The organism is Actinomadura opuntiae (assembly GCF_030283205.1).
Classification (GTDB): Bacteria; Actinomycetota; Actinomycetes; order Streptosporangiales; family Streptosporangiaceae; genus Spirillospora.
In genome coordinates this window covers 34,456-57,793 of the sequence record NZ_JASNWF010000013.1, presented here as the reverse complement: position 1 = coordinate 57,793, position 23,338 = coordinate 34,456, and the positions used below count along the sequence as shown (strand labels likewise).

The following is a 23,338-nucleotide window of genomic DNA, read 5'->3' as shown; positions in this document are numbered from 1 at the left end:
ACCCCGGACGGGCCACCGGGGCCGCGTCAGTACGCTAGAAGGGCCCTGAATCCCACGTAGAGGACCCGGCCGCCCCATGAGCACCCGCACGTCCCGCAGGTCCCTGCGCCGCCTCGGTCTCGTCGCCGTCCTGGCCGCCGCGCTCGGCGCCCTGACCGCCCTCCCCGCCTCCGCCGAAGCGCGGCCCGCGGGGACGGTCCTCGCGGACGCCCGCGGCGGTGCGTCCCCGTCCGGCCCGGCCGCCGTCGCCGCCGAGGCCGGAGACGAGCGCCACGGCGAGAAGGACGGCGGCTCCGCCGCGGTCACCTGGGTGCTGATCGGCGTCGGCGCGCTGGTCGGGATCGGGATCGGCTTCCTGATCGTCAAGCGGGCCCAGCGCAAGTACCCGCCGGCGCGGACACCGGGCGACCGGCGCAAGTGAGTGAGGAACCCCAGTGAGCGAACGCCAGTCAGTGAGGAACGCCGGTGAGTGAGGGCGGCCTGCGGGTGCTGCGCGCCGCCGCGGGGGCGCTCGCCGCCGCGGCCGCCGTCCTGGTGGCGGCCCTCGTCCTCGGCGGGGCGGTCACCGAGCAGGTGATCCCCGGCATCGGGGACGCCGGCGCCGCCACCCGGTGGGGGCTGCCGGTGTCGCGGACGGTGATGGACCTGCTGTCCGCCCTCACCATCGGCGCGCTGATGGCCGGCTCCGCGCTGCTGCCCATCGAGGGCGCGCGGGACGCGGCGCGGCTGTCCAAGGACTCGGTCGGCTACCTGCGCGCGGCGTCCTGGCTGGCGACCGGATGGGCCGCCGCCGCGGCGGCCACGCTGGTGTTCACCGTCGCCGACGTGCTCGGCCAGCCGGTCGCCGACGTCGTCGGCGGCAACGAGCTGAGCAGCTACGTCGGCTCGCTGGAGCAGGGCACCGCGCTGATGATCGTGGTGCTGCTGGCCGTGGTCGTGGCGCTGCTCGCGCGCACGACGACCACGCCCGCCGCCGCGTTCGCGCTGCTGGCGATGGCCGGGATCGCGCTGCTGCCGCCCCCGCTGACCGGGCACTCGGCCTCGGCGGCCAACCACGAGGTCGCCGTCACCGGCGTGGCGCTGCACGTGGCCGCGGTCGCGCCGTGGGTCGGCGGCCTGGCGGTCGTCGGCGCCCACGCGCTGCTCGGCCGCGACAAGCTGCCGATCATGGCCGAGCGGTACAGCCGGGCGGCGCTGTGGTGCTACCTCACCGTCGGCGCCAGCGGCCTGGTCAACGTGGTCTCCCGGCTGCCGGACCCGTCCGAGCTGCTCACCACCGACTACGGCCGGCTCGCGCTCGGCAAGATCGTCGCGTGGGCGGTGCTCGGCTGGTTCGGCTGGTGGCACCGCGAGCGGACGCTGCCGGCGCTGCACGACCGCAAGCCCCGCGCGTTCGCCCGCTTCGCCACCGTCGAGGCCGCCGTCATGGCCGCCACCATGGGCCTGGCCGTCGCGCTGGCCCGCACCGCGCCGCCGCCGGTGACCGGCACCGAGTCGGCGATCAAGACGCAGCTCGGCTTCGACATGCCGCCGCACATCAACCTGGAGCGGCTGGCGACCCTCTGGCACTTCGACCTGTTCTTCGCCGTCCTCGTCATCGTGCTCGGCGGGCTGTACCTGGCCGGCGTGCTGCGGCTGCGGCGGCGCGGCGACGCCTGGCCGGTCGGCCGCACCGTCTCCTGGTTCTTCGGGCTGCTGACGATCGTCGTCGTGACCCAGACGGGCGTCGCCCGGTACGCGCCGCTCCTGTTCAGCGTGCACATGGCGCAGCACATGGTGCTGAACATGCTGACGCCGATCTTCCTGGTCGTCGGCGCCCCGACGACGCTGGCGCTGCGCGCGCTGAAGCCCGCCAAGGTCCGCGGCGACCGCGGCCCGCGCGAATGGCTGACCGTGATGCTGCACAGCCGGTTCGTCCGGTTCATCGCGCATCCGGCGTTCGCCACGATCCTGTTCATGGGCAGCACGTTCGCCCTGTACTTCACGCCGCTGTTCGAGGACCTCATGCGGGACCACCTCGGGCACATCGCGATGATGGTGCACTTCCTGGCGTCCGGCTGCCTGTTCTTCTGGGTGCTGCTCGGCGTGGACCCGGCGCCCCGGCAGCTGCCGCACCCGATGCGGCTGCTGCTGCTGTTCGTGACCATGCCGTTCCACGCGTTCTTCGGCATCGCGCTGATGAACATCAACCAGGCGCTCGCGCCCGGCTGGTACAACGCCGTCAACCCGCCGTGGGGCACCACGATCCTGCACGACCAGCACACCGCCGGGTCGATCGCGTGGGCGTTCGGCGAGGTGCCGACGTTCGTCGTCCTGCTGGTGATGGCGTTCCAGTGGTACGCCGACGACCAGCGGCAGGCCCGCCGGATGGACCGCAAGGCCGACCGCGCCGCCGAGCGCACCGCCCGCGGCGAGGTCGGCGGCGAGGAGGACGAGCTCGCCGCCTACAACGCGCGGCTGGCCAAGCTCGCCGAACGCGACCGGCTCGCCGCCGACCGCGCGCGCAGGCCCGCCGGGCGGGCCGCCGAGCCCGCCGCCGAACCCGCCGCCGACCAGCCCGAGCCGTGACCCGGCCGCCGGCTCCCCCGCACGGGGGAGCCGGGCCGGTCGCGCGGGGGAGTGCCCGGCGCCGGCGCTCTGCCAGGATCGGGGTGTGTCCGGAGTCCTGCGCCCGCTGATCGAGCGGACGACCTGGCGGCGCTGGTCCCACCTGGTCGTGGGCGGCGCGCTGCTCATGCCGTACTGGTTCCTCGGGCTGAGCCTGTCCCCGTTCGTGGCCGGCGACGGCGCCATCGCGGCGGCGCTGATGCTGCTGCTGTTCCCGGCCGCCGCCACGTTCGTGACCGGGCTCGTCCCGACGGTGCGGCTGCTGGAGAGCTCGCTGGCCAAGGAGCTGCTGAAGGGGCCGTCGGAGGCGCTGGTGCCCGGGTCGGCGGCCACCCGGGAGAGCCGGGTGCGGGCCGGCGCGTGGTTCACCCTGCACCTGTTCGCCGGCGTGGTCGTCAGCGGGCTCAGCCTGGTCGTGCCGCCGCTGGCGTTCGTGCTGGTCATGGCGCCGGTCGTGGACTGGGACGAGCGCTTCCTCGGCGGGTGGGCCCGGCCCGGGACGTGGCAGGAGTGGGCGGCGCCGCCGGCCGGGATCGCCGCGGTCGCCGTGCTGCTGGCCCTGATCGTCGGGTCGGGCGCGCTGCTGGCGCGGCTGGCGCCGCGGTTCCTCGGACCCACGGCGGCCGAGCGGCTCGCCGAGATGGAGGCGCGGGCGGTCCGGCTCGCCGAGCGCAACCGGCTGGCGCGCGAGCTGCACGACTCGGTCGGGCACGCGCTCAGCGTGGTGACGCTGCAGGCGGGCGCGGCCGGGCGCGTCCTGGACACCGACCCCGGGTTCGCCCGCGAGGCGCTCGGCGCGATCGAGGAGTCGGCGCGCGCGGCGCTGGAGGACCTCGACCACGTGCTCGGGCTGCTGCGCGAGGACCGGTCCCGGCCCGCGCCGCAGCCCACGCTGAGGGACCTCGGCCGGGTGCTGGAGCAGACGCGGCTGGCCGGGGTGAGCCTCGACGCGCGGGTGGACCCGCAGGTCGAGCAGGTGCCCGCGGCGGTCTCCCGGGAGGCGTACCGGATCGTCCAGGAGGGCCTGACGAACGCGCTGCGGCACGCGGGCAAGGTGCCGGTGCGGCTGCGCCTCGGCGTCGCCGGGGACCGGCTGGAGATGGAGATGAGCAATCCGCTGGGAGCGCGCGGCGCAGGGAGGCGCCACGGCGGCGGCCGCGGGCTCGGCGGCATCCGCGAGCGCGTCACCGTGCTGCGCGGCGAGATGACCGCCGGGCCGGACGGCGACCGCTGGCGGGTGCACGTGTCGCTGCCGCTGACCACCGTCCAGTGAGGCGCCGTTCGGTGAGGCGCCGTCCGGTGAGGCTGGGTGGCGGCGGTGTTCCATGGGCGTGCGGGTATTCGTGAGAGGGTCCGGGACATGACGATCAAGGTGCTGCTGGTCGACGACGAGCGGCTGATCCGGGCGGGGCTGGCGGCGATCATCAACGCCGAGGACGACCTGGCCGTGGCCGGCGAGGCGTCCGACGGGGCGGAGGTGCCGGACGCGGTGGCGCGGCTGCGCCCCGACGTGGTCCTGATGGACGTGCGGATGCCGCGCCTCGACGGGATCCAGGCGACCCGCCACGTCCTGGACACGGTCCGCGAGCCACCGAAGATCATCGTGGTCACGACGTTCGAGAACGACGAGTACGTCTACGACGCGCTGAAGGCCGGCGCGAGCGGGTTCCTGCTGAAGCGGACGCGTCCCGAGGAGATCCTCCAGGCGATCCGGATGGTCGCCGGTGGCGACAGCCTGCTGTTCCCCGCCGCGATCCGGGAGCTGGCGGCCGTGCACGCGGGGCCGTCCGGCGGCGGGCGGGCGGCGCGCTGGCACGGGCAGCTGACCGAGCGGGAGGCGGACGTGCTGCGGCTGGTGGCCAAGGGGCGCTCCAACGCCGAGATCGCCGGGGAGCTGTTCGTGAGCCCGCAGACGGTGAAGACGCACGTGGGCAACATCCTGGCCAAGCTCCAGGCGCGGGACCGCACGCAGGCGGTGATCTTCGCCTACGAGACCGGCTTCATCACCCCGGGCTGACCTGCCGTGCCGTCCGGGCGGCGGGCTCTTCTAGAGTGGAAGAACGAGATTCTAGAACGAGCCTCCAAGAAAGGACGGCGATGGGCGCGACGTCTTCCGAGCACACCCGGCACTGGTTCGCGGGTGTCCCGCACTCGCTCGACTACCCGGACGTCCCGGTGGGCGCGATCCTGGCGGGCGCCGCGCGGCGCTGGGGCGACCGGACGGCCCTGCACCACGCCGGGCGCGACCTGTCGTTCGCCGAGCTGGCGCGCGCGTCGGCCCGGTTCGCGCACGGCCTGATCGCGCGCGGCATCGGCCGCGGCGACGTCGTGGCGCTGCACCTGCCGAACGTCCCGCAGTTCGCGATCGCCTACTACGGGACGCTGCTGGCCGGCGCGACGTTCTCCCCGTGCAACCCGCTGCTGCCGCCGGACGAGCTGGCCTTCCAGCTCGGCGACTGCGGCGCGGTCGCCGTCGTCACGCTCGACCTGCTCGCCGGCTCCGTCGCGGAGGCCCTCGACCGGACGAAGGTCCGCACGGTGGTAGTGGCGGGCTCGGGCGGCGGCCCGGCGGACGTGGCCGGGCTGTGCGGCGGCGCGTTCGCCGAGTGCGGGGTCGCGTTCGAGGAGGTCGGCGCGGGACGGCCCGAGGAGTTCCCCGAGGTCGAGATCGACGCCCGCCGCGACCTGGCGCACATCGCCTACACCGGCGGGACGACCGGCCGGTCCAAGGGCGTCATGCTCCCGCACCGCAACGTCGTGGTGAACACGCTCCAGTTCGCCTGCTCCGGCACCGGATCGGTGCCCGAGCTCGACGGCCACGGCGGGCTGACGGTCCGTTCGGTCGGCCCGGACGGGGAGTACCCGACGCCGCTCGGCGAGGGCGTCATCGTCAGCGTCGCGCCCTGGTTCCACGCGATGGGCACGGTCGGCTACCTGAACTCCCAGTTCATGACCGGGACCACGATCGTCAGCCACCCGCGGCTGGACGTGCCGGCGTTCCTGTCCGACATGGGAACGTGTACCCGCGCGAGCTGGAGGAGAAGCTGCTCGCCCACCCGGCCGTCGCGGGCGCCGCCGTGGTCGGCCGCCCCGACCCGAAGGCGGGCGAGCTGCCCACCGCGTTCGTCGTCCGCTCCGGCGAGGTCACCGCGGAGGAGCTGATGGAGTACGTCAACGCCGCCGTCGTGCACTACAAGAGGCTTCGCGAGGTCCGCTTCGTCGACGAGATCCCGGTCTCGGCCGCCGGCAAGATCCTCAAGAGGGAGCTGCGCGAGTCGCTGTGACGGTGATCAGAGCCGGAACACCCGGACGATCAGCGGGGTGTTCATCACCGTGTGCGGGACGAACGCGTGGTACGCCCAGACGTGCACCCACGCGTTCCCGGTGCGGACGGTCGCCCAGGTCTTGAACATGCCGGGGCCGAAGTAGGTCGCCAGCAGGAAGATCACCGTCAGGGTGCCGTGCGCGGGGCCGTCCCACAGCGTCCAGCCGTCCCAGACGTGCAGCGCCGCGTAGGCGACCCCGCCGAGGATCACGGTCGTCGCGGTCGAGCCGGTCAGCAGCGCGATGCGCGGGACGAGGACGCAGTAGACGAACACCATCGCGGGCAGCACGGCCCCGGCCAGGTACAGGGCGAACGTCAGCGGCAGCCCGGTCGCCAGCTGCCGGGCGCCGAGGTGGAACGTCTCCGGGTGCATCGCCAGGTACTGGACGGTCGCCTCGATGGCGAGGACGGCGACGATCACCCTGGTGTCGCCGCGCCGGTCGGAGGAGACGAGGTTGAGCGACCGCGCGGGATACCGGCGCAGGAAGAACAGCACCGGGACGACCGCGAACACGACCAGGCAGTAGGCGGCCCAGATGATCGCCTCGGCCGGGACGACGCGGTCGCGCGTCCCGTACATCGAGCCGTCGAGGTGCAGCGAGAACGGGTGGTATCCGAGGCCGCGCCCGAGCGCGTAGCCGCCGATCAGCCCGGCGACGCCGTAGGCGGTCAGCCAGAGCGTCTCGCGCAGCGCGGCCGGACGGGCGGGGGCCCGCGACGCCTGGTCGGGGATCGGGCGCTTGCGGGTCAGCCAGTACACGACGCCCATCAGCGCGAAGACCTCGACGAACCGCGTGTTGAACTCCACCAGCCGGTGCCCGGTGGCGCGGTCGGGGTCCATGGGCCAGTCGAACGGGACGGTCCCGCCCGCGATGGCGACCGCGGCGGCGTTGGCGGCCGCCCAGCAGACGAGCGCGATCCGGACGCTCCGCTCGCGCAGCAGCCGGAGCGGCCAGGCGGGGCCGGTGGCGCGCGGGGGATCGGTCGGGCCGGTTCGGGTGAGGGTCATGACCGCCTCCGGAGGCGCGCTGGGACGCGAACGATGTAGCAGGGGCGTGCTAACAAAAGCCAAGATAACATGGCCGTGCTAAAAAAGCGCCCGCCGGATCCTCAATCGCCGCTTACACCTTGTTTACCTGCGAGTAGCTACAAAAGAGGCAAGAGATGCGAAGGCGACGATCGGGGGATCATGGACGCCTCGACCCTGTCCGAACTGCGCAAGCCCCGCAGCTATCCGGCCGTCTCGGTGCTGATGCCCACGCACCGGGCCGCGCCCGGCAACCGCCAGGACCCGATCCGGCTCCGCAACCTGCTCGCCGAGGCGCGCCGCCGGCTGCACGAGGACGTCCGGGTCACCGGCGGCACCGCCGACCACGTGGTCCGCGCGCTGGAGCGGGCCGCCGGCGAGATCGACCTGCGGCACGCCGAGGACGGCCTGGTCCTGTTCGCCGCGCCGGACGGCGAGCACCACGCGTTCACCGTCAGCCAGCCCGTCGACGAGCGCGTCGTCGTCGACACCGGGTTCGCCACCCGCGACCTCGTCGCCGCCTACACCCGCGCTCCCCGCTACTGGCTGCTGTCGCTGTCGGACCAGTGCACCCGGCTGTGGGACGGGCGGCGCGAGGAGCTCACCGAGCACGTCCGCGACGGCTTCCCCATCGCACCCGAGCCGCTCGACGAGGCCGGCGCGGGCCGGATGGACCGGCGCAGCGCCCGCGACGGCGCGGACGAGCCGCACCGGCGCGCCGCGCGCGACGCAGCGCACGCCCTCGGCCGCGTCCTGGTCCGCGACCGCCGTCCCGTCATCGTCGCCGGCGTCACCCGCCACCAGGCGTTCTTCGACGAGGCCGCCGGGCCGCACCTGCACGTCGCCGGGCGCGTCGACGGCAGCTACGAGGGCGCCGCGCCGAGCACCCTCGTCGAGGCGGCCCGTCCGGCCCTGCACGCCTACGAGGACCTGCGCGAGGTCGGGGTGCTCGCCGAGTTGGAGGCGGCGCGCAGCATCCAGCGCTACGCCGCCGGGCTGCTCGAGGTCGCCCGGCTCGTCGAGGAGGGCCGCGGCGAGCACCTGGTGGTCGAGCGCGGCTACTACGCGCCCGCCGTGCGGACCGACGGCGAACTCGTCCCGGTCGACGGCATGCCGGGCGTCCTCAAGGGCGCGGACGTGGTCGACGACGTCGTGGACGACGTCATCGAGACCGCGCTGGAGTACGGCGGCGAGGTGACGTTCGTCTCCGACGGCTTCCTGATCGACCACGACCGCATCGCGCTGGTCACCCGCTACTGACCGCAGGACGGGTCGTGCCAGGCGACCCAGCCGACCGGCGACCGGCTCGCGTACGGGCGCCAGCCCGCCGGGTGCGCGGGCCAGGTCGCGTCGGGGGACGTCCCGTTCGGGCGCGCCACGACGACCGTGCAGACGCCGGGCGCGGGCCGTTCGCGGCGGACGTCGATCCGGCCGACGCGCGTCCACCACACCGGATGGACGAGCATGGTCCGGACCGTCCAGTCGACCGAGGCGTCCGCGAGCACGCCGCCCCTCGGCGCGCCGGGCAGCGGCGAGGCCGGCCGGACCCGGTCCGGCGCCGTCCCGAACAGGAACGCGAGCGCCGCCAGGTTCGTCACCGCCAGCGCGCCGGCCGCCGCGACCACCCCGGCCCTGGGCAGCCGGACCAGCACGAGGAACCCGCACAGCAGCCCCAGCGCGGCGAGCGACGCCGCCGTCAGGTGCAGCGCGCCGCGGTCGCCCGTCAGGAACGACGTCTCGGGGAAGTCGAACCCGATGAACGTGTAGGTGCGCAGCCGCTCGCCGGCGTAGAGGTGGACCCACAGGCCCGTCGCCGCGACGACCGCGGCGGCGACCGCGACCAGCCCGGCCGCCCGCCGCAGGCCCGCCCGTATCAACGCCGCTCCACCGGCCAGGGCGTAGACCAGCGCCACGCACGACAGGTACCGCCCGTACGCGTAGTTGCCGACGCGATGCTCGTCCGGGAGCGCGGCGGACGAGGCGTACGCGATCCCGAACGTCACGGCCAGCAGCACCGCCGCCATCGCGCGGTCGGCCGGGAGCGCCCGCCGCCGCACCAGCACGGCGATGACGGCGACGAGCCCGATCGCGCCGAGCCCCCACGTCGAGACGGCCAGGTACCAGATCTGCCCGGCCGCCCCCGACAGCGCCCACGCCTGCCCGTCGCCCGTGGTGAGCCGCCACTGGAGGATCGCGCCGAGATTCCGGATGCCCGACGGGTACAGCGTGGCGCGGAGGTGCCCGTTGAGGGCCGACGCCACCGCGTAACCACCCGCAACGACCGCCAGCCCCGCGGCCCCCGCGGCGACGACGGCCCGCCGCCGCCGGACGGCACCGACCACCGTGAGCCCCACCAGCGCCGCCACATGGACCGCCAGCACGACCTCACCGCGACTGTGCACGCCCACCGCGAAAGCCGCGACCCCACTAGCCAGCCCCACGTCCCGGCCGATACCGGCCCCGCTCAGCCGACCAACGGATTCCAGGTACCTCGCCCCGCGAACCGGACCCCCCAGCGAGTTCAGCCGCTGCGATCGCGAGCGAAGCCAAGTTCGAGCCTGCGAGAACTTGATCGCGGAGCGAGGCCCCCAGGGCCGAGCCGGAGCGATGCAGCGATCGCGCGCAGCGCCCGCCGAAGGAAGGCGCTCCAGCGCCTGACGCCAAGGGCGCTGCAACAAACACAGCCATGCCAGGACGATGGTCGGGAGGACGGCGTCGGCGAGCGCGAACTCGCCGAAGAACGTCGTGGCGGGCAGCAGCGCGGCGCCCCAGGCGAGGGGGAGCGCGGCGCGGCGGGACAGGCCGAACCGCCGGGCCGCGAGGTGGCCGAGCGGGAACAGCGCCGCGCCGATCACCGCGTTGATCGCCAGGACGATCGTGTAGACGGTCGCCGGGTCGTGGGTGAACCAGTACGCCGGGGTGAGCAGCAGCGGGTATCCGCCCTGGTAGAAGGTGTGCCCGGACAGGTCGCCGCCGTGCCCGCCGGCCAGCAGGCGCGCGGCCAGCAGGTAGCCCGTCTCGTCGGGGTTGGCGACGGGGCCCGTCCGCGCGCGGCCGAACCACAGCCGCACGCACACCTGCGCGGCGAATCCGGCGGCCATCAGCCACGGCGGCCACCGCCGGGCCGGGCGGCGCCGGGCGCGCGGGGGAGCGGCGGCAGCGGCGGGGGCGGACCGCCGGACCGGAACGATCTCGAGCGTCATGCGTCCCACGCTGGCGACCGGACTTCATGACCTTGTCCATGAAATGTCCGGATCTCGTGACACGGCTTGGGGGCCGGTGCCCGATAGGCCCAATAATGTCCAGGTGGCGAGCATTCTCTTCGTGGAGGACGATCCCTCGGCGCGGACCGCGCTGGAGCTGGCGCTGACCCGCCAGGGACACCGCGTGACCTCGCGCGCCACCGGGGAGGACGGCCTGGAGACGCTGCGCGCCCGCCGCCCGGAGATCGCGATCCTGGACGTGATGCTGCCGGGCATCGACGGCATCGAGGTGTGCCGGCGGATCCGCCGCACCGACCCGCTGCCGGTGATCCTGCTCACCGCGCGCGGCGACGACCTGGACGTCGTGCTCGGCCTGGAGGCGGGCGCCGACGACTACGTGGTGAAGCCGGTCGAGCCGCGGGTGCTGGACGCCCGGATCCGCGCGGTGCTGCGCCGCGCCGAGCAGACCCGCGTCGACCGGTCCGCCTACGGCGACCTGGTCATCGACCGGGCTTCGCTGAAGGTCACCAAGGCGGGGACCGACGTCCGGCTCACCCCGACCGAGCTGCGCCTGCTGCTGGAGCTGGCCCGGCGGCCCGGGCAGGCGCTGACCCGCCAGCACCTGCTGGCCGAGGTGTGGGAGCACACCTACCCGGGCGACTCGCGGCTGGTGGACGCCTGCGTGCAGCGGGTCCGCGCCAAGATCGAGGACGAGCCGGCCGAGCCGCGGCTGATCGAGACCGTCCGGGGCTTCGGCTACCGGTTCACCGCGCCGTGAGGCGGCTGCGCCGGCTCACCGGGCTGCGGGTCCGGCTCGCCGCGGCGTTCACCGCGGTCGCGCTGCTGTCGTCGGTGCTCGCGTCCGGCATCTCCTACGTGCTGCTGCGGCGGGTGATGCTGCAGCGCGCGCAGGACGCGGTCCTCACCGACGTCCGCAGCGTCCTCGCCCAGCGGACGCCGAGGAACCTCCCGCCCGACACCGAGCCCCTCCTCGCCGCGCAGCTGAAGGACGCGCTCGCCGGGCCGGGACGCAAGATCGCCGCGGTGCCCGTCCCGCTCGACGGCAGCGCCGCCATGCCGCGGCCCGGCTCGCTGGACGTCCCGGTCAGCGAGGAGTTCGCGCGGCGCGCGATGCGCGGCATCGTCTTCCAGCGGCTGGTGCGCAGGAGCCGCCCCAGCCTGGAGGGCATGCCGTACCTGCTGGTCGGCGCCCGGGTCCTCGGCTACGAGACGACGGTGGACGAGCCGGAGCGCACCACGCCGCCCATGGTGTTCGTCTCGGTGAGCCTCGCCCGGGAGGCGGCGGATCTGCGCACGTTCACCCGCGTGCTGGTGGTCGCCGACGTCGCGGCGCTGGTGGCGGCGCTGCTGCTCGCGCTGCTGGCCACCCGCGGGGTGCTGCGGCCGGTGCGCCGGCTCGGCGCGGCGGCCCGCGCGCTCGGCCAGGGAAGGCTGGACACGCGGGTGCGGGTGCGCGGCAGCGACGAGCTCGCCGACCTCGCCCGCACCTACAACCACGCCGCCGCCGCGCTGGAGCGGACGGTCACCGAGCTGCGGGCGATGGAGGCGGCCTCCCGGCGGTTCGTCGCGGACGTCTCGCACGAGCTGCGCACGCCGCTGACCTCGATGATCGCGATGACGGACGTGCTCGCCGAGGAGGCGGGCGACGACGGGGGAGCGGCGCGGCTGGTGGCCGAGGAGACCCGCAGGCTCGGCGGCCTCGTCGAGCACCTGATCGAGATCAGCCGGTTCGACGCGGGCGCCGCCGCGCTCGTCCTGGACGACGTGAACGTGGCGGACGCGGTCGCCGGGACGCTGTCGGCGCGCGGCTGGGCGGACCGGGTGGCGGTCGCCGGGCCGGCGGACCTGTTCGTCCGCGCGGACCCGCGCCGGCTCGACGTCATCGTCGCGAACCTGGCCGGCAACGCGCTCAAGCACGGCGGCCCGCCGGTGTCGGTGCGCTTCGGCCCCGCCGCCCGGGACCCCGGCGGTGAACCGGGCGTGCGGATCGACGTCGCCGACCGCGGTCCCGGCATCCCGGACGACCTGCTCCCGGTGGTCTTCGACCGGTTCGTCAAGGCGGAGGCGGCCCGGTCGCGCAGCGAGGGCAGCGGGCTCGGGCTGTCGATCGCGCAGGCGAACGCCGTCCTGCACGACGGGACGCTGGAGGCCGCCAACGCGCCGGACGGGGGAGCGGTGTTCACGCTGTGGCTCCCCGCCCGGCAGGCCGCGGAGGAGGAACGCGATGCGTGACCGGCTCGCCTGGACGATCGCGGCGGCGGCGCTGGCCGCGGCGGTGACGGCGGGCTGCGGCGTCCGGCCGACCGGGGTCATCGACGCGGGCCAGCCGGTGGAGGCGGCCGGCAACTCCGGCACGATCACCGTGTACCTCGCGCAGGGCAAGAAGGTGGTGCCGGTGGTGCGCCCCGGGCTGCCGGGCAACCCGTACCTGGGGCTGAACCAGCTCAGCGTCCGGGTCACCTCCGGCGAGCGGCTCCAGGGTCTGCACACCGAGGTCGACCACCCGCTGGAGGGCCGCCTGATCCGCATCGTGTCCCAGCCCGACGACCCGGGCCGGCTGGTCGTCGACCTGCCGGACACGGTCCCGCACCGGCCGGTGCACTGGTCGCGGACGGCGCTGGCCCAGATCGCCTGCACCGCGCAGGCCGTGCCGGGCGTCAGCAGCGTCGAGCTGTGGAGCGCGCCGGGTGCCGACGGCAACGGATGGGGAACCGTGCGGTGCGGTGACTTCGACGACATGCGCTGACCGGGGCCCGCCCGGCCGGCGTCAGCCCCGGGTGAGCCAGTTCGTCGCGACGTCGCCGAGCACCGACCGGACCGCCAGGATCGCGATGCCGAGGATCAGCAGCGGCCCGACCACCCAGTGCTCGACCTTGCCGTTGGTGCGCGGGATCAGCGGCACCTCGATCCGCCACGGCAGCGGCCAGAACACCGGGCATCCGCGCGGTGTCAGGCAGTCGCCGGCGACGTGCGCCAGGCAGCCGAGGGTGACCGCGAACCCGACGAAGCTCATGTCGATGTTGTGCATCAGCCAGACCGCGATCAGCGCGAGCGCGCAGTCGGCCAGCGCGGACTGCGGCTCGCGGCCCTCGAAGTCGAGGCCGACGCCGCGCAGCCCCAGCCCGACGATCATGAACAGGCAGGCCCACCACGCGTACACGTAGTGCGTGGCGAGGGTGTCCATCGCCCACCCGATGCCCACCGCGAACAGGATCGAGTGGGTGGCGTTGCGGTGCCCGCCCGACAGCTTCCCGATCCACTTGCACATGTGGTGGGTGATGGGCCCGTAGGTGTTGGCGATGCGCCCGTTGTGGTGGTCGACGTCGGGCAGGATCGCCGCGCCCGCGCACACCACCGCGCCCGCGGCGATCTGCTCGGGCGACAGCGACACCGCGTGGTCGCCGAGCAGGCTCTCCTGGGCGATCACCGGCACCGCGGCGAGCCACGCCAGCGCCCCGCTCAGCGCGTGCGTCTTCCCCATCATGGCCGTTCCCCCGCTTTCCGCACACCGTCCGCCGCCCGGTTCAGGGCGGGACTCTAGCCCGCTACTGATCGTTTTCAGCGGCGGCGCGCCGAAGCGGATGCCACGTCCCTTTGATGCGGAATGCGGGGCGGCGGTTCCGCCTCAGGCGGAGAGATCGTCGTGGCGGGCGCGGGCGGTGACGACGGCCGCCACGTTCTCCTCGGCCCACTCGGTGACGGCCTGGATCGGCTTGTGCAGGGACATCCCCAGGGGCGTCAGCGCGTACTCGACGCGGGGCGGGACCTCGGCGAAGACCTGCCGGGTGACCAGGCCGTCGCGTTCCATCGTCCGCAGCGTCTGGGTAAGGACCTTGGGGGTGACGCCGCCGATCAGGCGGCGCAGCTCGGTGAAGCGGCGCGGCCCCTCGGTGAGGCAGAGCACGACCAGCACCGACCACTTGTCGCCGATCCGGTCGAGGAGGAGCCGGGTCGGGCAGCCGGGATCGAACGCGTCGCCTCTCATGGTTTCCAGAGGGTACCAATGGCACGTTGAAGTAACCGGTATCCGATGGATACCTTCACGCTCGGCACGGACATTCGAGGAGGACGACATGAGGATCCTGCTGATCGGCGCGACCGGGATGATCGGCCGCCGGGTCGCCGACGAGGCGCGCCGCCGCGGCCACGAGGTCACCGGCGTGACCCGGAGCGGCGCCGAGGGCACGCGGACGGCGGACGCCGCCGACGCCGCCGCGGTGGCCGCGCTCGCCAAGGGCCACGACGCGGTGGTGGTGGCGATCTCGCCGCCCCGCGACGGCTCCGACCCCGAGGGGCCGGTGCTGGAGGCGGGACGCGCCGTGCTGGACGCGGTGCGCCGGGCGGGGGTCCGGCGGCTGGTCGTGGTCGGCGGCGCGGGCAGCCTGGAGGTCGCGCCGGGCGTCCGGCACGTGGACGAACCGGGCTTCGTCGAGGCGTACAAGCCCGAGGCGCTGGCCCACGCCGCGCTCCTCGACGTCATCCGCGCCGAGGCGGACGACCTGGACTGGACCTACGTCTCGCCCGCGGCGGTGATCGAGCCGGGCGAGCGCACCGGCACGTTCCGCGTCGGCGGCGACCGGCTGCTGCGCGACGCCGAGGGCAACAGCCGGATCAGCGCCGAGGACTACGCGGTCGCGCTGGTCGACGAGCTGGAGAAGAACGAGGCGATCGGCCGCCGCATCACGGTCGCGTACTGAGCCGTCGCGTACTGACTCGTCGCGTGCCGGTTCTCAGCGCTTGCGCGCGGGCGACTCGATCAGCCGCCAGGCGCCGGACTCCTCGCCCGGCTCGTACGGGGAGTCCAGGCGCTTGGCGACGACGCCGGGCAGGCCCTGCGCGGCGGCGGTCTCCCGCACCGCGTCGCCGTCGCCCGGGTACCACGGCGCCGTCTGCCACCGCGGGCCCGACAGCTCCAGCCCGTCCAGCCGCTCCCGGCGCTCGCGGTAGGGGACGCCGAGCAGCGGCCGCCCGTCCAGGTGCGGCACATCGAAGATCATGTAGGTCTCGCGGCCGTCCAGCACGGCCAGCTCGCCGTCCAGCACCGCCGGGCGCGCGCCGAGCTGGCCGCCGAGCCGCGGGCCGAGCCCGCCGGGGCCGTCCACCGCGCGGCCCCGGCCGTCGGTGAACCGCGTCCGGCCGCCCTCCACGTACGCCAGCAGCCGCTTGCCGCCCCACGCGAACTCGAACCCCCACGCGTCCTGGTCGCGCGGCAGCCGGGCCCTGGGCGCGGGCCGCATCGGGCGCAGCGCCTCCGGCAGCGGCTCGGCGTCCGGGTCCGCCGGCGGATCCATCCGGTGGATCATCCAGTTCCTGCCGCCCGTCCGGAACAGCACGTACCGGCCCGACACCCGCGAGCCGTGCACGACGACCTTCACCTCGCGCTCGGACCACTTCTCCGTCTCGTACGTCCCGCGGTCCCAGATCGTCACCTTGCCGCCGCCGTACTCGTCCTGCGGGATCTCGCCCTCGAACGTGGCGTACTCGAGGGGATGGTCCTCGGTGTGGACGGCCAGGTGGTTCGTCTCCGGGCTCCATGGCAGGCCCTTCGGCACGGCCCAGGACACCAGCACCCCGTCGCGCTCGAAGCGCAGGTCCCAGTGCAGGCTGGACGCGTGGTGCTCCTGGACGACGAAGGTGTCGTCGTCGCCGTGCGGGAGCGCCTTCTCGTTGGGGACGGGCTCGGGCGTCTTCCGGGGGTCGCGCTTGCCGCGGTACTCGGCGAGCCGGTCGCCCTTCCGCGTGCCCTTCGTGCCCTTCTTCTCCGTCACGCCCGCCACATACCCGCGATCAGCGGATGAAGACGGCGTAGTCGGCGAGGTCTCCGGTGAGCTGCGGCGGCAGGCCCGCCACCACCGACATCTCCTCGGCGGACATGAACCCGCCGGTCTCGGCCCGCACCCGCTCGATCTTCTCCGCCAGCTCCGGCGTGATGCCGGGCAGCAGCTCCAGCGCCTCCGCCGGCGCGTGGTTGACGTCGACCAGGCCGCCGTCCTTGTACTGGCGCGGCAGGTCGGGGCGGCCGATCCGCAGCTCCTTGGCCAGGCCCGGGTCGGCCGCCGCCAGCTCCCGCGCCTTCTCGCGCAGCAGCCGCTGCCGCCGCACCCGCTCCACGACGGCCTCGTTGTCGATGCCCGACAGCCCGTGCGGGTCGAACACCCGCCGCCGGATGAGGAACGCGTGCCCGCAGCCCACCACGGCGAGGACGAACAGCAGCACGCCCACCGCCTGCTGCGTGCCGTCCTCCTTGCCGATGTCGGGCAGCAGGTACAGCATCAGCGCGAACACGCCGATGTAGACCGCCGACGACACCAGCAGGTGCGCGCTGCGCCGCCACAGCGCCGCGGCCGCGAACGTGAACGGCGTCGCGTACCCCAGCGTCAGGAACGGCAGCGCAGCCCATGTCACGCTCAGCGCGGCCCGCCCCGGCGGCATGCTGTCGGACGGAACCCTCGGCTCGTACGGCGCTGGCGCGTTCATCTGGCGGATTCTCCCGGCCGGGTCGCAGGCTGAACGGGACTCTAGGTCGACGGTGGGGTCACGGGAGGGTGAGGATTTCGTTGCCGTCCTCGGTCACCAGCAGGGTGTGCTCGAACTGGGCGGTGCGCCTGCGGTCCTTGGTGACGACGGTCCAGCCGTCGTCCCAGATGTCGTAGTCGTGGGTGCCGAGGGTCAGCATCGGCTCGATGGTGAACGTCATGCCCGGCTCGATGATCGTCGTGGCGTTCGGGTCGTCGTAGTGCGGGACGACCAGGCCCGAGTGGAACGTGGTGCCGATGCCGTGCCCGGTGAAGTCGCGGACGACCCCGTACCCGAACCGCTTGGCGTAGGACTCGATGACCCGCCCGATCACGTTCAGCGCGCGCCCCGGCTTGACCGCCCGGATGCCCCGCATCGTCGCCTCGCGGGTGCGCTCCACCAGCAGCCGCGACTCCTCGTCGACGTCGCCGCACAGGAACGTGGCGTCGGTGTCGCCGTGCACGCCGTCGATGAACGCGGTGATGTCGACGTTGATGATGTCGCCGTCGCGCAGCACGGTGTCGTCGGGGATGCCGTGGCAGATCACCTCGTTGATCGAGGTGCACAGCGACTTCGGGAAGCCCCGGTAGCCGAGGGTGGAGGGGTAGGCGCCGTGGTCGAGCATGAACTCGTGGCCGATGCGGTCCAGTTCGTCGGTGGTGATGCCCGGCCGGACGTGCCTGCCGACCTCCTCCAGCGCCTGCGCCGCGATCCTGCCGGCCACCCGCATCCGCTCGATGATCTCGGGTGTCTTGACGTCCGGCTCGCCGGTCTTCGGCCGCTTCTTCCCCACGTACTCCGGGCGCGGAATCTGCGCCGGGACCTTGCGCATGGGGGAGACGGTGCCGGGTCGGAGAAGCTGGGTCGTCATAGTGATGGAGTGTAGTCAGCGGCATCGCGGCAACGAATCCCCGCGCGAGCCATGATCGGAAGGAGTGCCGATGGCCGGTGACGAGGGTGACTGGTGGTTCTGCCTGAAGCACATGAAGGTCGAGCACGGGCCGGGGTGCCCGAACAAGGACCGGATGGGCCCGTACCCGGACGAGAGCGCCGCCGCCGGCGCGCTGGCGCTGGCCCGGGAGCGCAACGAGGCCTGGCGCAAGGACAACGAGGACTAAGGGACGACGAGGACCAGCGGACTAGTCGACGGTCGGGCCGGTCACCGCCTCGAGCAGCCGCGCGAGGCGGTGCCGCAGGCCGCGGGCGCCGCGCGCGGGCTCCTGGCCCGCCGCGGCGCTCACCAGGTGCTGCGCGCCGTCGAACGACAGCAGCGCCTCGCCCGGCGGGACGGTCAGCGCCTCGTGCGCCAGGCCCTCCAGCTCGCGGTCGCCGCCGTCGAGCGCGAGGATCGTCGCGCCGACGCGGCGCGCGTCGTCGACCCGTTCCAGCAGCGGGGCGGGCGCCGCGTCCTCGGCGACGACGAACAGCGTCTCGCCGCGCCGCGCCTCCTCCAGCCGCGCCAGCCCGATGCTCAGGTGGGGCGGCGCGTCCTGCGGCGGCGACCAGCGCACCAGCGTGGGCGCCAGGCCGGGGGCGTCGCCGAGCCGGGCCTCGTCGTCCAGGTGCGCGGCGAGGTGCCACGGGTCCTCCGCGGGCGTGCCGACCAGCAGCAGCCCGCCGGGGGTGCGGGAGGTGACCCGCAGGGCGCGCCCGAAGTCCTGGGTGCGCTCCAGCCATCCGGTGGCGGACAGCACCTCGCGCAACATCACGATCTGCTCGGCGTCCACCGCACCATGGTGCCGCACGCGGCGCGGGCGCCACGCCGGTTTCGCGCGACCCGGGAGGGCGCCGCGAAGCCGCGCAAAGGCCGCCTGGCAGACTCGGCGGCATGACCGAACAGCAGCAGAAGACGCCCTACGACCTCCCCGACGTGACCGGCCTGACCATCGGCATCCTCGGCGGCACCGGGGACCAGGGCAAGGGCCTGGCGCGCCGGTTCGCGCTGGCCGGCCACCGCGTGGTCATCGGCTCGCGCAAGGCGGAGCGGGCGCAGCAGGCCGCCGACGACCTCGGCGCGGACCTGCCGGTGTCGGGCGCGGAGAACGCGGCCGCCGCGGGCGACGCCGACGTGGTGATCGTCGCGGTGCCGTGGGACGGGCACAAGGCGCTGCTGGAGTCGCTGCGCGAGGTGCTCGCCGGCAAGATCGTCGTGGACTGCGTGAACCCGCTCGGCTTCGAGAAGGGCAAGGGCGCGTTCGCGCTGCCGGTCGAGGAGGGCAGCGCCGCCGAGCAGGCCGCGTCCGTGCTGACCGAGAGCCGGGTCGTCGCCGCGTTCCACCACGTGTCCGCCAAGCTGCTGCTCGACCCCGAGGTGGACGGGATGGAGCTGGACGTCCTCGTCCTCGGCAACGACCGCGAGGCGACCGACCTGGTGCAGGCGCTCGCCGGGCGCATCCCGGGCATGCGCGGCGTCTACGGCGGCCGGTTGCACAACGCCGGCCAGGTCGAGGCGTTCACCGCCAACCTCATCTCGATGAACCGCCGCTACAAGGCCCACGCCGGCCTGCGCATCACCGACGTCTGAGGCGGGCGCGGGAGCGCGTTCGCCGGCGGGGATGGCGCGTTCCGGCCAGGAAAGGCGACAATGGCGGGAGCGGTAGCCGACCGCGGCGCGTCCAAGTGCTGACGTTGGAGCATGGACGAGACGGGCGGGCGCGGCGCACGGCGCCGGTGTCCGCCGTGGGGGATGGCGCGGCGGTTCCGCCGCACCGGCTCCGGCGCCGCCTATGATCGGCATGCGACAGGGCAGGTGAAGATGAGGCAGATCCGGTCCGCGGACCCGTGGAGCACGTTCCTGGCCCCTCCCGGGCGCGCCGCCGGTGCCGGGGAGCCGGGCGCGCCGGGCGCCCCCGAGGCCCCGCACGCGCGGGGCGACTTCGGCAAGGCGGACGCGGGCGGGACCGGCAGCGACGCCCATGTCCGAGTGCTCGACCAGTTGCGGTCCGCGAGCGGGCCGCTGTCGCTGGCGGAGATCAGGCACGCGACCGGGCTCGGGCTGCTCGAGGTCGCCGACGCGGTCGAGCGGCTGCACGACCGGGGGCTGGTCGCGATCGAGCGGGAGATCGACGAGGTCGTCCGGCTGACCGGGCGGTGATCGGGCCCGGATGGTCGGTTACCTCGTCGCGGTCTCGCTGAGCTGCCTGGTCGGCGTCGCCGAGCTGGTCAGCCGGTACCGGGACCGCCCCACCACGCTGGTCCGGGTGCCGAGCACCTGGGCGTACGTGCTGATCAACGGGGCGGCGGGCGCCGGGTCGCTGCTGCTCCTGCACACCTTCGGCTGGCGGTTCGGGGTGGCGTCGCCGCACGTGGCGGCGGCGACGCAGGTGCTGGTCGCCAGCCTCGGCTCGATGATGGTGTTCCGCAGCGCGGTGTTCACCGTCCGGGTCGGCGACGAGGACGTCGCGGTCGGGCCGAGCACGCTGCTGACCTCGCTGCTGGCCGCCGCGGACCGGGGCGTCGACCGGATGCAGGCCAAGACCCGCGCGCAGGAGGCGGGGGAGATCATGCGCGGGGTCTCGTTCGCCAAGTCGAGGCTGGCGCTGCCGACGTACTGCCTCGGCCTGCTGCAGAACGTCTCCGCCGAGGACCAGGCCGACCTGCGCACCGCGGTGGACGCGCTCGCCGGCAGCGAGATGACCGACGGGCAGATGGCGCTGAACCTGGGGCTGCTGCTGATGAACGTGGCGGGGCCGGACGTGCTGCGCTCGGCCGTCGAGACGCTGCGCGACGAGATCGTGGCGGACGGCCCGCCCCGGGTCCCGGTGCCCCGCAACGGCCAGGCCGGCGCGGGCCGGGCCGGCGACGGCGAACTGGTCCGCTCGAACCCGGACCAGTGACGCGGGACGCCCGTGCGGCCGCACCGGGCGAGGCGCGGCCGCACGGGCGCCGCCCCGCCACCGGGGTGGGTCGGTGACGGGGCCGGGAGTGGTCGGGCGGGTGCCGGGACCCGTCAGCCGCGCGGACGGGTGACGGCGCCGGTGCCGGTCACTTGTAGGTGTGCTCGGGCGCCGGGTAGGTGCCGTTGACGACCTCTTCGGCGTAGGTGCGGGCGGCGTCGCCGAGCACGGTGCCGATGTCGGCGAACTTCTTGACGAACTTCGCGGTGTGCGGGGTGAGGCCGGCCATGTCCTGCCAGACCAGCACCTGGGCGTCGGTCTGGTTGCCGCCGCCGATGCCGATCGTCGGGATGGACAGCGACGCGGTGACGCGTCCGGCGAGGTCCTCGGGGACGCACTCCAGCACGACGGAGAACGCGCCGGCGGCCTCCAGGGCCTTGGCGTCGGCCATCAGCTCCTCGCCGGCCTGGCCGCGGCCCTGCACCCGGTAGCCGCCGAAGACGTTCACCGACTGCGGGGTGAGGCCGAGGTGGCCCATCACCGGGATGCCGGCGGCGACCATCGCCTCGACCTGCGGCAGGATCCGGCGGCCGCCCTCGACCTTGACCGCGTGGGCGCCGGTCTCCTTGAGGAAGCGGGTGGCGGCGGCGAGCGCCTCGGGGACGCCGGTCTGGTACGAGCCGAACGGCAGGTCGGCGACCACCATCGCGCGCTTGGAGCCGCGGACGACGGCGGCGGCGAGGGGGACCAGGTCGTCGACGGTGACCGGGATGGTCGAGTCGTAGCCGTAGACGACCATCGCGGCGGAGTCGCCGACGAGCAGCACGGGGATGCCGGCCTCGTCGAAGATCCGCGCGGTGAGGGCGTCGTAGGCGGTGAGCATCGGCCACTTCTCGTGCCGCTCCTTGGCGGCGGCGATGTCGCGTACGGTGACCCTCCGCCCGCCGGTGCCGCCGTAGAGGGCGGTCGGCTGTGCGGGCGGCGCTACAGATGAAGACATGCAGAACCTCCGGTCTTGAGGCGCCACGGTGGCGTACCCAGACGGATTCGATGGTGCCACTTGGAAAACGATTCGGGTAGTCCCCGAGATTCCCGGAATTTCCGGGCGCGGGCGGGAACAGATTACGAAACGCTACGGTTGCGTATCGGTGGCGGGCGGCGTACGCTCCTTACGAAACGAGACGTAGCCGTATCGCATTCCCCCGTCCACGACCCAAGGAGCACTGTGGACTCCCAGACCGTCCAGCGGCGCCGGTGGTACATCCTCGGCGTCCTGACCGTGAGCCTGCTGGTGGTGGTGCTGGACAACACCATCCTCAACGTCGCGCTCAAGACCATCGCCGACCCGGAGAAGGGCCTCGGCGCCACCCAGAGCCAGCTCGAGTGGTCGATCAACTCCTACACGCTGGTCTTCGCCGGGCTGCTGTTCACCTTCGGCGTCATCGGCGACCGGATCGGCCGCAAGCGCGTGCTGATGGGCGGCATGGCCGTGTTCGCCGTCGCCTCGCTGGCCTCGGCGTACGCCCAGTCGCCCGACCAGCTCGTCTACGCCCGCGCCCTGATGGGCCTCGGCGGCGCCGCGATCATGCCGCAGACGCTGTCGATCATCTCCAACGTCTTCGAGCCGCACGAGCGCGCCCGCGCCATCGGCATCTGGGCCGGCGCCGTCGGCCTCGGCGTCGCCATCGGCCCCCTCACCGGCGGCCTGCTGCTCGCCCACTTCTGGTGGGGCTCGGTCTTCCTCATCAACGTGCCGGTCATCGCCGCCGGCGTCACGCTGATCGCGTTCCTGGTGCCCGAGTCGCGCAACCCGAACCCCGGACGGCTCGACCCGATCGGCGTCGTACTGTCGGTCGTCGGCCTGGTCGTCGTGTCGTACGGCATCATCCAGGGCGGTGACAAGGGCGAATGGCTGACCCTGAGCACCCTCGGCCCGATCCTCGCCGGCCTCGCCGTCCTCGCCCTGTTCGTCTGGCACGAGGCCCGCACCGCCTCGCCCGCCTTCGACGTCCGGCTGTTCAAGGACGCCCGCATGTCGGCGGCCGTCGCGTCCATCGCGCTGTGCTTCTTCGCCGCCACCGGCGTGTTCTTCTTCACCAGCTTCTACATGCAGTCCGTGCGGGGGCTCAGCGCGCTGGAGTCCGGCGCGATGGTGCTGCCCTTCGCCGCCGCCCAGCTGATCTTCTCCCCGCGCAGCGCCGCCATGGTCCGCCGGTTCGGCGCCAAGGCCGTCTGCACGTCCGGGCTGCTGCTGGTCACCGTCGCGCTGGCGAGCTACCAGTTCGTCGGCACGGACACCCCCATGTGGATCCTCGGCGCTATCTTCTTCGTGCAGGGCGCGGGGATGGCCAACGTGATGCCGCCCGCGACCGAGTCGGTCATGTCCGCTCTGCCGCGCGAGAAGGCCGGCGCCGGATCGGCCGTCAACAACGTCGCCCGCCAGGTCGCGGTCGCGATGGGCGTCGCCGTCCTCGGCTCCGTCGTCGCGTCCGTCTACCGCGGCGACCTGCACGACCGGCTCGCCGCGCTGCCCGCCGGCGCCCGCCAGGCCGCCGGCGAGTCCATCGAGGGCGCGCACGCCGTCGCCGCCCGGATGGGCACCGCGGGCCAGGGCCTGGTCGGCCCCGCCGACACCGCGTTCGTGCACGCCATGCACACCGCGTCGATCGCCGCGGCCGTGGTGTCCTTCATCGGCGCGCTGGTCGTCCTGAAGTGGATGCCCGGACGCACCGCCGCCCCCGTCGAGGACAAGCAGGCGGCGCCGGAACCGGAGAAGGCGCACGTGTGAGAACGTGAGCATGCC

The 23,338-nt window shown here is 74.0% G+C and carries 25 protein-coding genes; 16 read left to right on the top strand and 9 right to left on the bottom strand.

Going from position 1 to position 23,338, the window contains the following annotated elements:
• Nucleotides 1–76: 76 nt before the first annotated feature.
• From QP089_RS27095 to QP089_RS27070, 6 genes are all read left to right on the top strand, one after another.
• Nucleotides 77–421: a hypothetical protein gene (locus QP089_RS27095; RefSeq protein ID WP_285915093.1), complete on the top strand. Its 345-nt coding sequence runs from the start codon at nt 77–79 to the stop codon at nt 419–421.
• Between the two features lie 44 nt (nt 422–465).
• Nucleotides 466–2,568: a bifunctional copper resistance protein CopD/cytochrome c oxidase assembly protein gene (locus QP089_RS27090; protein WP_285915091.1), complete on the top strand. Its 2,103-nt coding sequence runs from the start codon at nt 466–468 to the stop codon at nt 2,566–2,568.
• Between the two features lie 85 nt (nt 2,569–2,653).
• Nucleotides 2,654–3,880 (top strand): sensor histidine kinase, encoded by a 1,227-nt coding sequence (locus QP089_RS27085; protein ID WP_285915090.1) that lies wholly within the window; start codon nt 2,654–2,656, stop codon nt 3,878–3,880.
• A gap of 87 nt (nt 3,881–3,967) precedes the next feature.
• The gene (locus QP089_RS27080; protein ID WP_285915088.1) at nt 3,968–4,624 is read left to right on the top strand and encodes a response regulator; all 657 of its coding nucleotides are present in this window, start codon (nt 3,968–3,970) and stop codon (nt 4,622–4,624) included.
• Nucleotides 4,625–4,704: 80 nt separating this feature from the next.
• Nucleotides 4,705–5,769 (top strand): AMP-binding protein, encoded by a 1,065-nt coding sequence (locus tag QP089_RS27075; protein WP_285915086.1) that lies wholly within the window; start codon nt 4,705–4,707, stop codon nt 5,767–5,769.
• Nucleotides 5,685–5,891, top strand: a complete 207-nt coding sequence (locus QP089_RS27070; RefSeq protein ID WP_285915084.1) for an AMP-binding enzyme — start codon at nt 5,685–5,687, stop codon at nt 5,889–5,891. Before QP089_RS27075 ends, QP089_RS27070 begins: the two co-directional genes overlap by 85 nt.
• Nucleotides 5,892–5,897: 6 nt before the next feature.
• Here the strand turns inward: QP089_RS27070 and QP089_RS27065 are convergent, their stop codons facing one another.
• Nucleotides 5,898–6,941: a hypothetical protein gene (locus QP089_RS27065; protein ID WP_285915082.1), complete on the bottom strand. Its 1,044-nt coding sequence runs from the start codon at nt 6,939–6,941 to the stop codon at nt 5,898–5,900.
• A 180-nt stretch (nt 6,942–7,121) separates the two neighbouring features.
• Here QP089_RS27065 and QP089_RS27060 point away from each other — a divergent pair, with 180 nt between their 5' ends.
• A complete protein-coding gene (locus QP089_RS27060; RefSeq protein WP_285915080.1) occupies nt 7,122–8,219 on the top strand; it encodes a baeRF3 domain-containing protein in 1,098 nt (365 codons plus the stop codon).
• Here QP089_RS27060 and QP089_RS27055 read toward each other — a convergent pair.
• Entirely contained in the window at nt 8,213–10,162 is a 1,950-nt protein-coding gene (locus QP089_RS27055; protein ID WP_285915078.1) for a hypothetical protein, read from the bottom strand. The genes QP089_RS27060 and QP089_RS27055 overlap by 7 nt on opposite strands.
• Before the next feature lie 103 nt (nt 10,163–10,265).
• Here QP089_RS27055 and QP089_RS27050 point away from each other — a divergent pair, with 103 nt between their 5' ends.
• From QP089_RS27050 to QP089_RS27040, 3 genes are read left to right on the top strand one after another with little or no spacing between them, the layout of a single operon-like run.
• The gene (locus QP089_RS27050) at nt 10,266–10,940 is read left to right on the top strand and encodes a response regulator (protein ID WP_285915076.1); all 675 of its coding nucleotides are present in this window, start codon (nt 10,266–10,268) and stop codon (nt 10,938–10,940) included.
• Complete coding sequence (locus QP089_RS27045) at nt 10,937–12,415, top strand: sensor histidine kinase (RefSeq protein WP_285915074.1); 1,479 nt, start codon at nt 10,937–10,939, stop codon at nt 12,413–12,415. Before QP089_RS27050 ends, QP089_RS27045 begins: the two co-directional genes overlap by 4 nt.
• A complete protein-coding gene (locus tag QP089_RS27040; RefSeq protein WP_285915072.1) occupies nt 12,408–12,929 on the top strand; it encodes a hypothetical protein in 522 nt (173 codons plus the stop codon). Before QP089_RS27045 ends, QP089_RS27040 begins: the two co-directional genes overlap by 8 nt.
• A gap of 21 nt (nt 12,930–12,950) precedes the next feature.
• On the opposite strand, the gene QP089_RS27035 is transcribed toward QP089_RS27040, so the two are convergent.
• Together QP089_RS27035 and QP089_RS27030 are read right to left on the bottom strand one after the other, a co-directional pair.
• The gene (locus QP089_RS27035; RefSeq protein WP_285915070.1) at nt 12,951–13,667 is read right to left on the bottom strand and encodes a metal-dependent hydrolase; all 717 of its coding nucleotides are present in this window, start codon (nt 13,665–13,667) and stop codon (nt 12,951–12,953) included.
• Nucleotides 13,668–13,808: 141 nt separating this feature from the next.
• On the bottom strand, nt 13,809–14,168 hold the full coding sequence (locus QP089_RS27030; RefSeq protein WP_285915068.1) for a winged helix-turn-helix transcriptional regulator: 360 nt from the start codon (nt 14,166–14,168) through the stop codon (nt 13,809–13,811).
• 88 nt (nt 14,169–14,256) lie between these two features.
• Here QP089_RS27030 and QP089_RS27025 point away from each other — a divergent pair, with 88 nt between their 5' ends.
• The gene (locus QP089_RS27025; protein WP_285915066.1) at nt 14,257–14,880 is read left to right on the top strand and encodes an NAD(P)-dependent oxidoreductase; all 624 of its coding nucleotides are present in this window, start codon (nt 14,257–14,259) and stop codon (nt 14,878–14,880) included.
• Nucleotides 14,881–14,913: 33 nt separating this feature from the next.
• On the opposite strand, the gene QP089_RS27020 is transcribed toward QP089_RS27025, so the two are convergent.
• The 3 genes from QP089_RS27020 to map are packed head-to-tail and all read right to left on the bottom strand — an operon-like array spanning nt 14,914 to nt 17,570.
• Nucleotides 14,914–15,951 (bottom strand): DNA polymerase ligase N-terminal domain-containing protein, encoded by a 1,038-nt coding sequence (locus tag QP089_RS27020; protein WP_285915064.1) that lies wholly within the window; start codon nt 15,949–15,951, stop codon nt 14,914–14,916.
• A 19-nt stretch (nt 15,952–15,970) separates the two neighbouring features.
• Nucleotides 15,971–16,660, bottom strand: a complete 690-nt coding sequence (locus QP089_RS27015; protein WP_285915062.1) for a ComEA family DNA-binding protein — start codon at nt 16,658–16,660, stop codon at nt 15,971–15,973.
• A 58-nt stretch (nt 16,661–16,718) separates the two neighbouring features.
• Nucleotides 16,719–17,570 (bottom strand): type I methionyl aminopeptidase, encoded by an 852-nt coding sequence (gene map, locus QP089_RS27010; protein WP_285915060.1) that lies wholly within the window; start codon nt 17,568–17,570, stop codon nt 16,719–16,721.
• Nucleotides 17,571–17,640: 70 nt separating this feature from the next.
• Here map and QP089_RS27005 point away from each other — a divergent pair, with 70 nt between their 5' ends.
• Nucleotides 17,641–17,817 carry a hypothetical protein gene (locus QP089_RS27005; RefSeq protein ID WP_285915058.1) on the top strand — a complete coding sequence of 59 codons (177 nt, stop codon included), beginning with the start codon at nt 17,641–17,643 and terminating at the stop codon, nt 17,815–17,817.
• Nucleotides 17,818–17,838: 21 nt separating this feature from the next.
• On the opposite strand, the gene QP089_RS27000 is transcribed toward QP089_RS27005, so the two are convergent.
• Nucleotides 17,839–18,405, bottom strand: a complete 567-nt coding sequence (locus QP089_RS27000; protein ID WP_446474093.1) for a hypothetical protein — start codon at nt 18,403–18,405, stop codon at nt 17,839–17,841.
• Between the two features lie 122 nt (nt 18,406–18,527).
• Between QP089_RS27000 and npdG the strand changes: the two genes are divergently transcribed.
• From npdG to QP089_RS26985, 3 genes are all read left to right on the top strand, one after another.
• Nucleotides 18,528–19,223 carry an NADPH-dependent F420 reductase gene (gene npdG / locus QP089_RS26995; protein WP_285915054.1) on the top strand — a complete coding sequence of 232 codons (696 nt, stop codon included), beginning with the start codon at nt 18,528–18,530 and terminating at the stop codon, nt 19,221–19,223.
• A 231-nt stretch (nt 19,224–19,454) separates the two neighbouring features.
• Complete coding sequence (locus tag QP089_RS26990; protein ID WP_285915052.1) at nt 19,455–19,793, top strand: phenylalanine--tRNA ligase subunit alpha; 339 nt, start codon at nt 19,455–19,457, stop codon at nt 19,791–19,793.
• A 10-nt stretch (nt 19,794–19,803) separates the two neighbouring features.
• Nucleotides 19,804–20,535, top strand: a complete 732-nt coding sequence (locus QP089_RS26985; protein WP_285915050.1) for a hypothetical protein — start codon at nt 19,804–19,806, stop codon at nt 20,533–20,535.
• A gap of 148 nt (nt 20,536–20,683) precedes the next feature.
• Here the strand turns inward: QP089_RS26985 and panB are convergent, their stop codons facing one another.
• Entirely contained in the window at nt 20,684–21,535 is an 852-nt protein-coding gene (gene panB, locus QP089_RS26980; RefSeq protein WP_285915048.1) for a 3-methyl-2-oxobutanoate hydroxymethyltransferase, read from the bottom strand.
• Nucleotides 21,536–21,760: 225 nt separating this feature from the next.
• Here panB and QP089_RS26975 point away from each other — a divergent pair, with 225 nt between their 5' ends.
• Nucleotides 21,761–23,323 carry an MFS transporter gene (locus tag QP089_RS26975; RefSeq protein ID WP_285915046.1) on the top strand — a complete coding sequence of 521 codons (1,563 nt, stop codon included), beginning with the start codon at nt 21,761–21,763 and terminating at the stop codon, nt 23,321–23,323.
• Nucleotides 23,324–23,338: the final 15 nt, after the last annotated feature.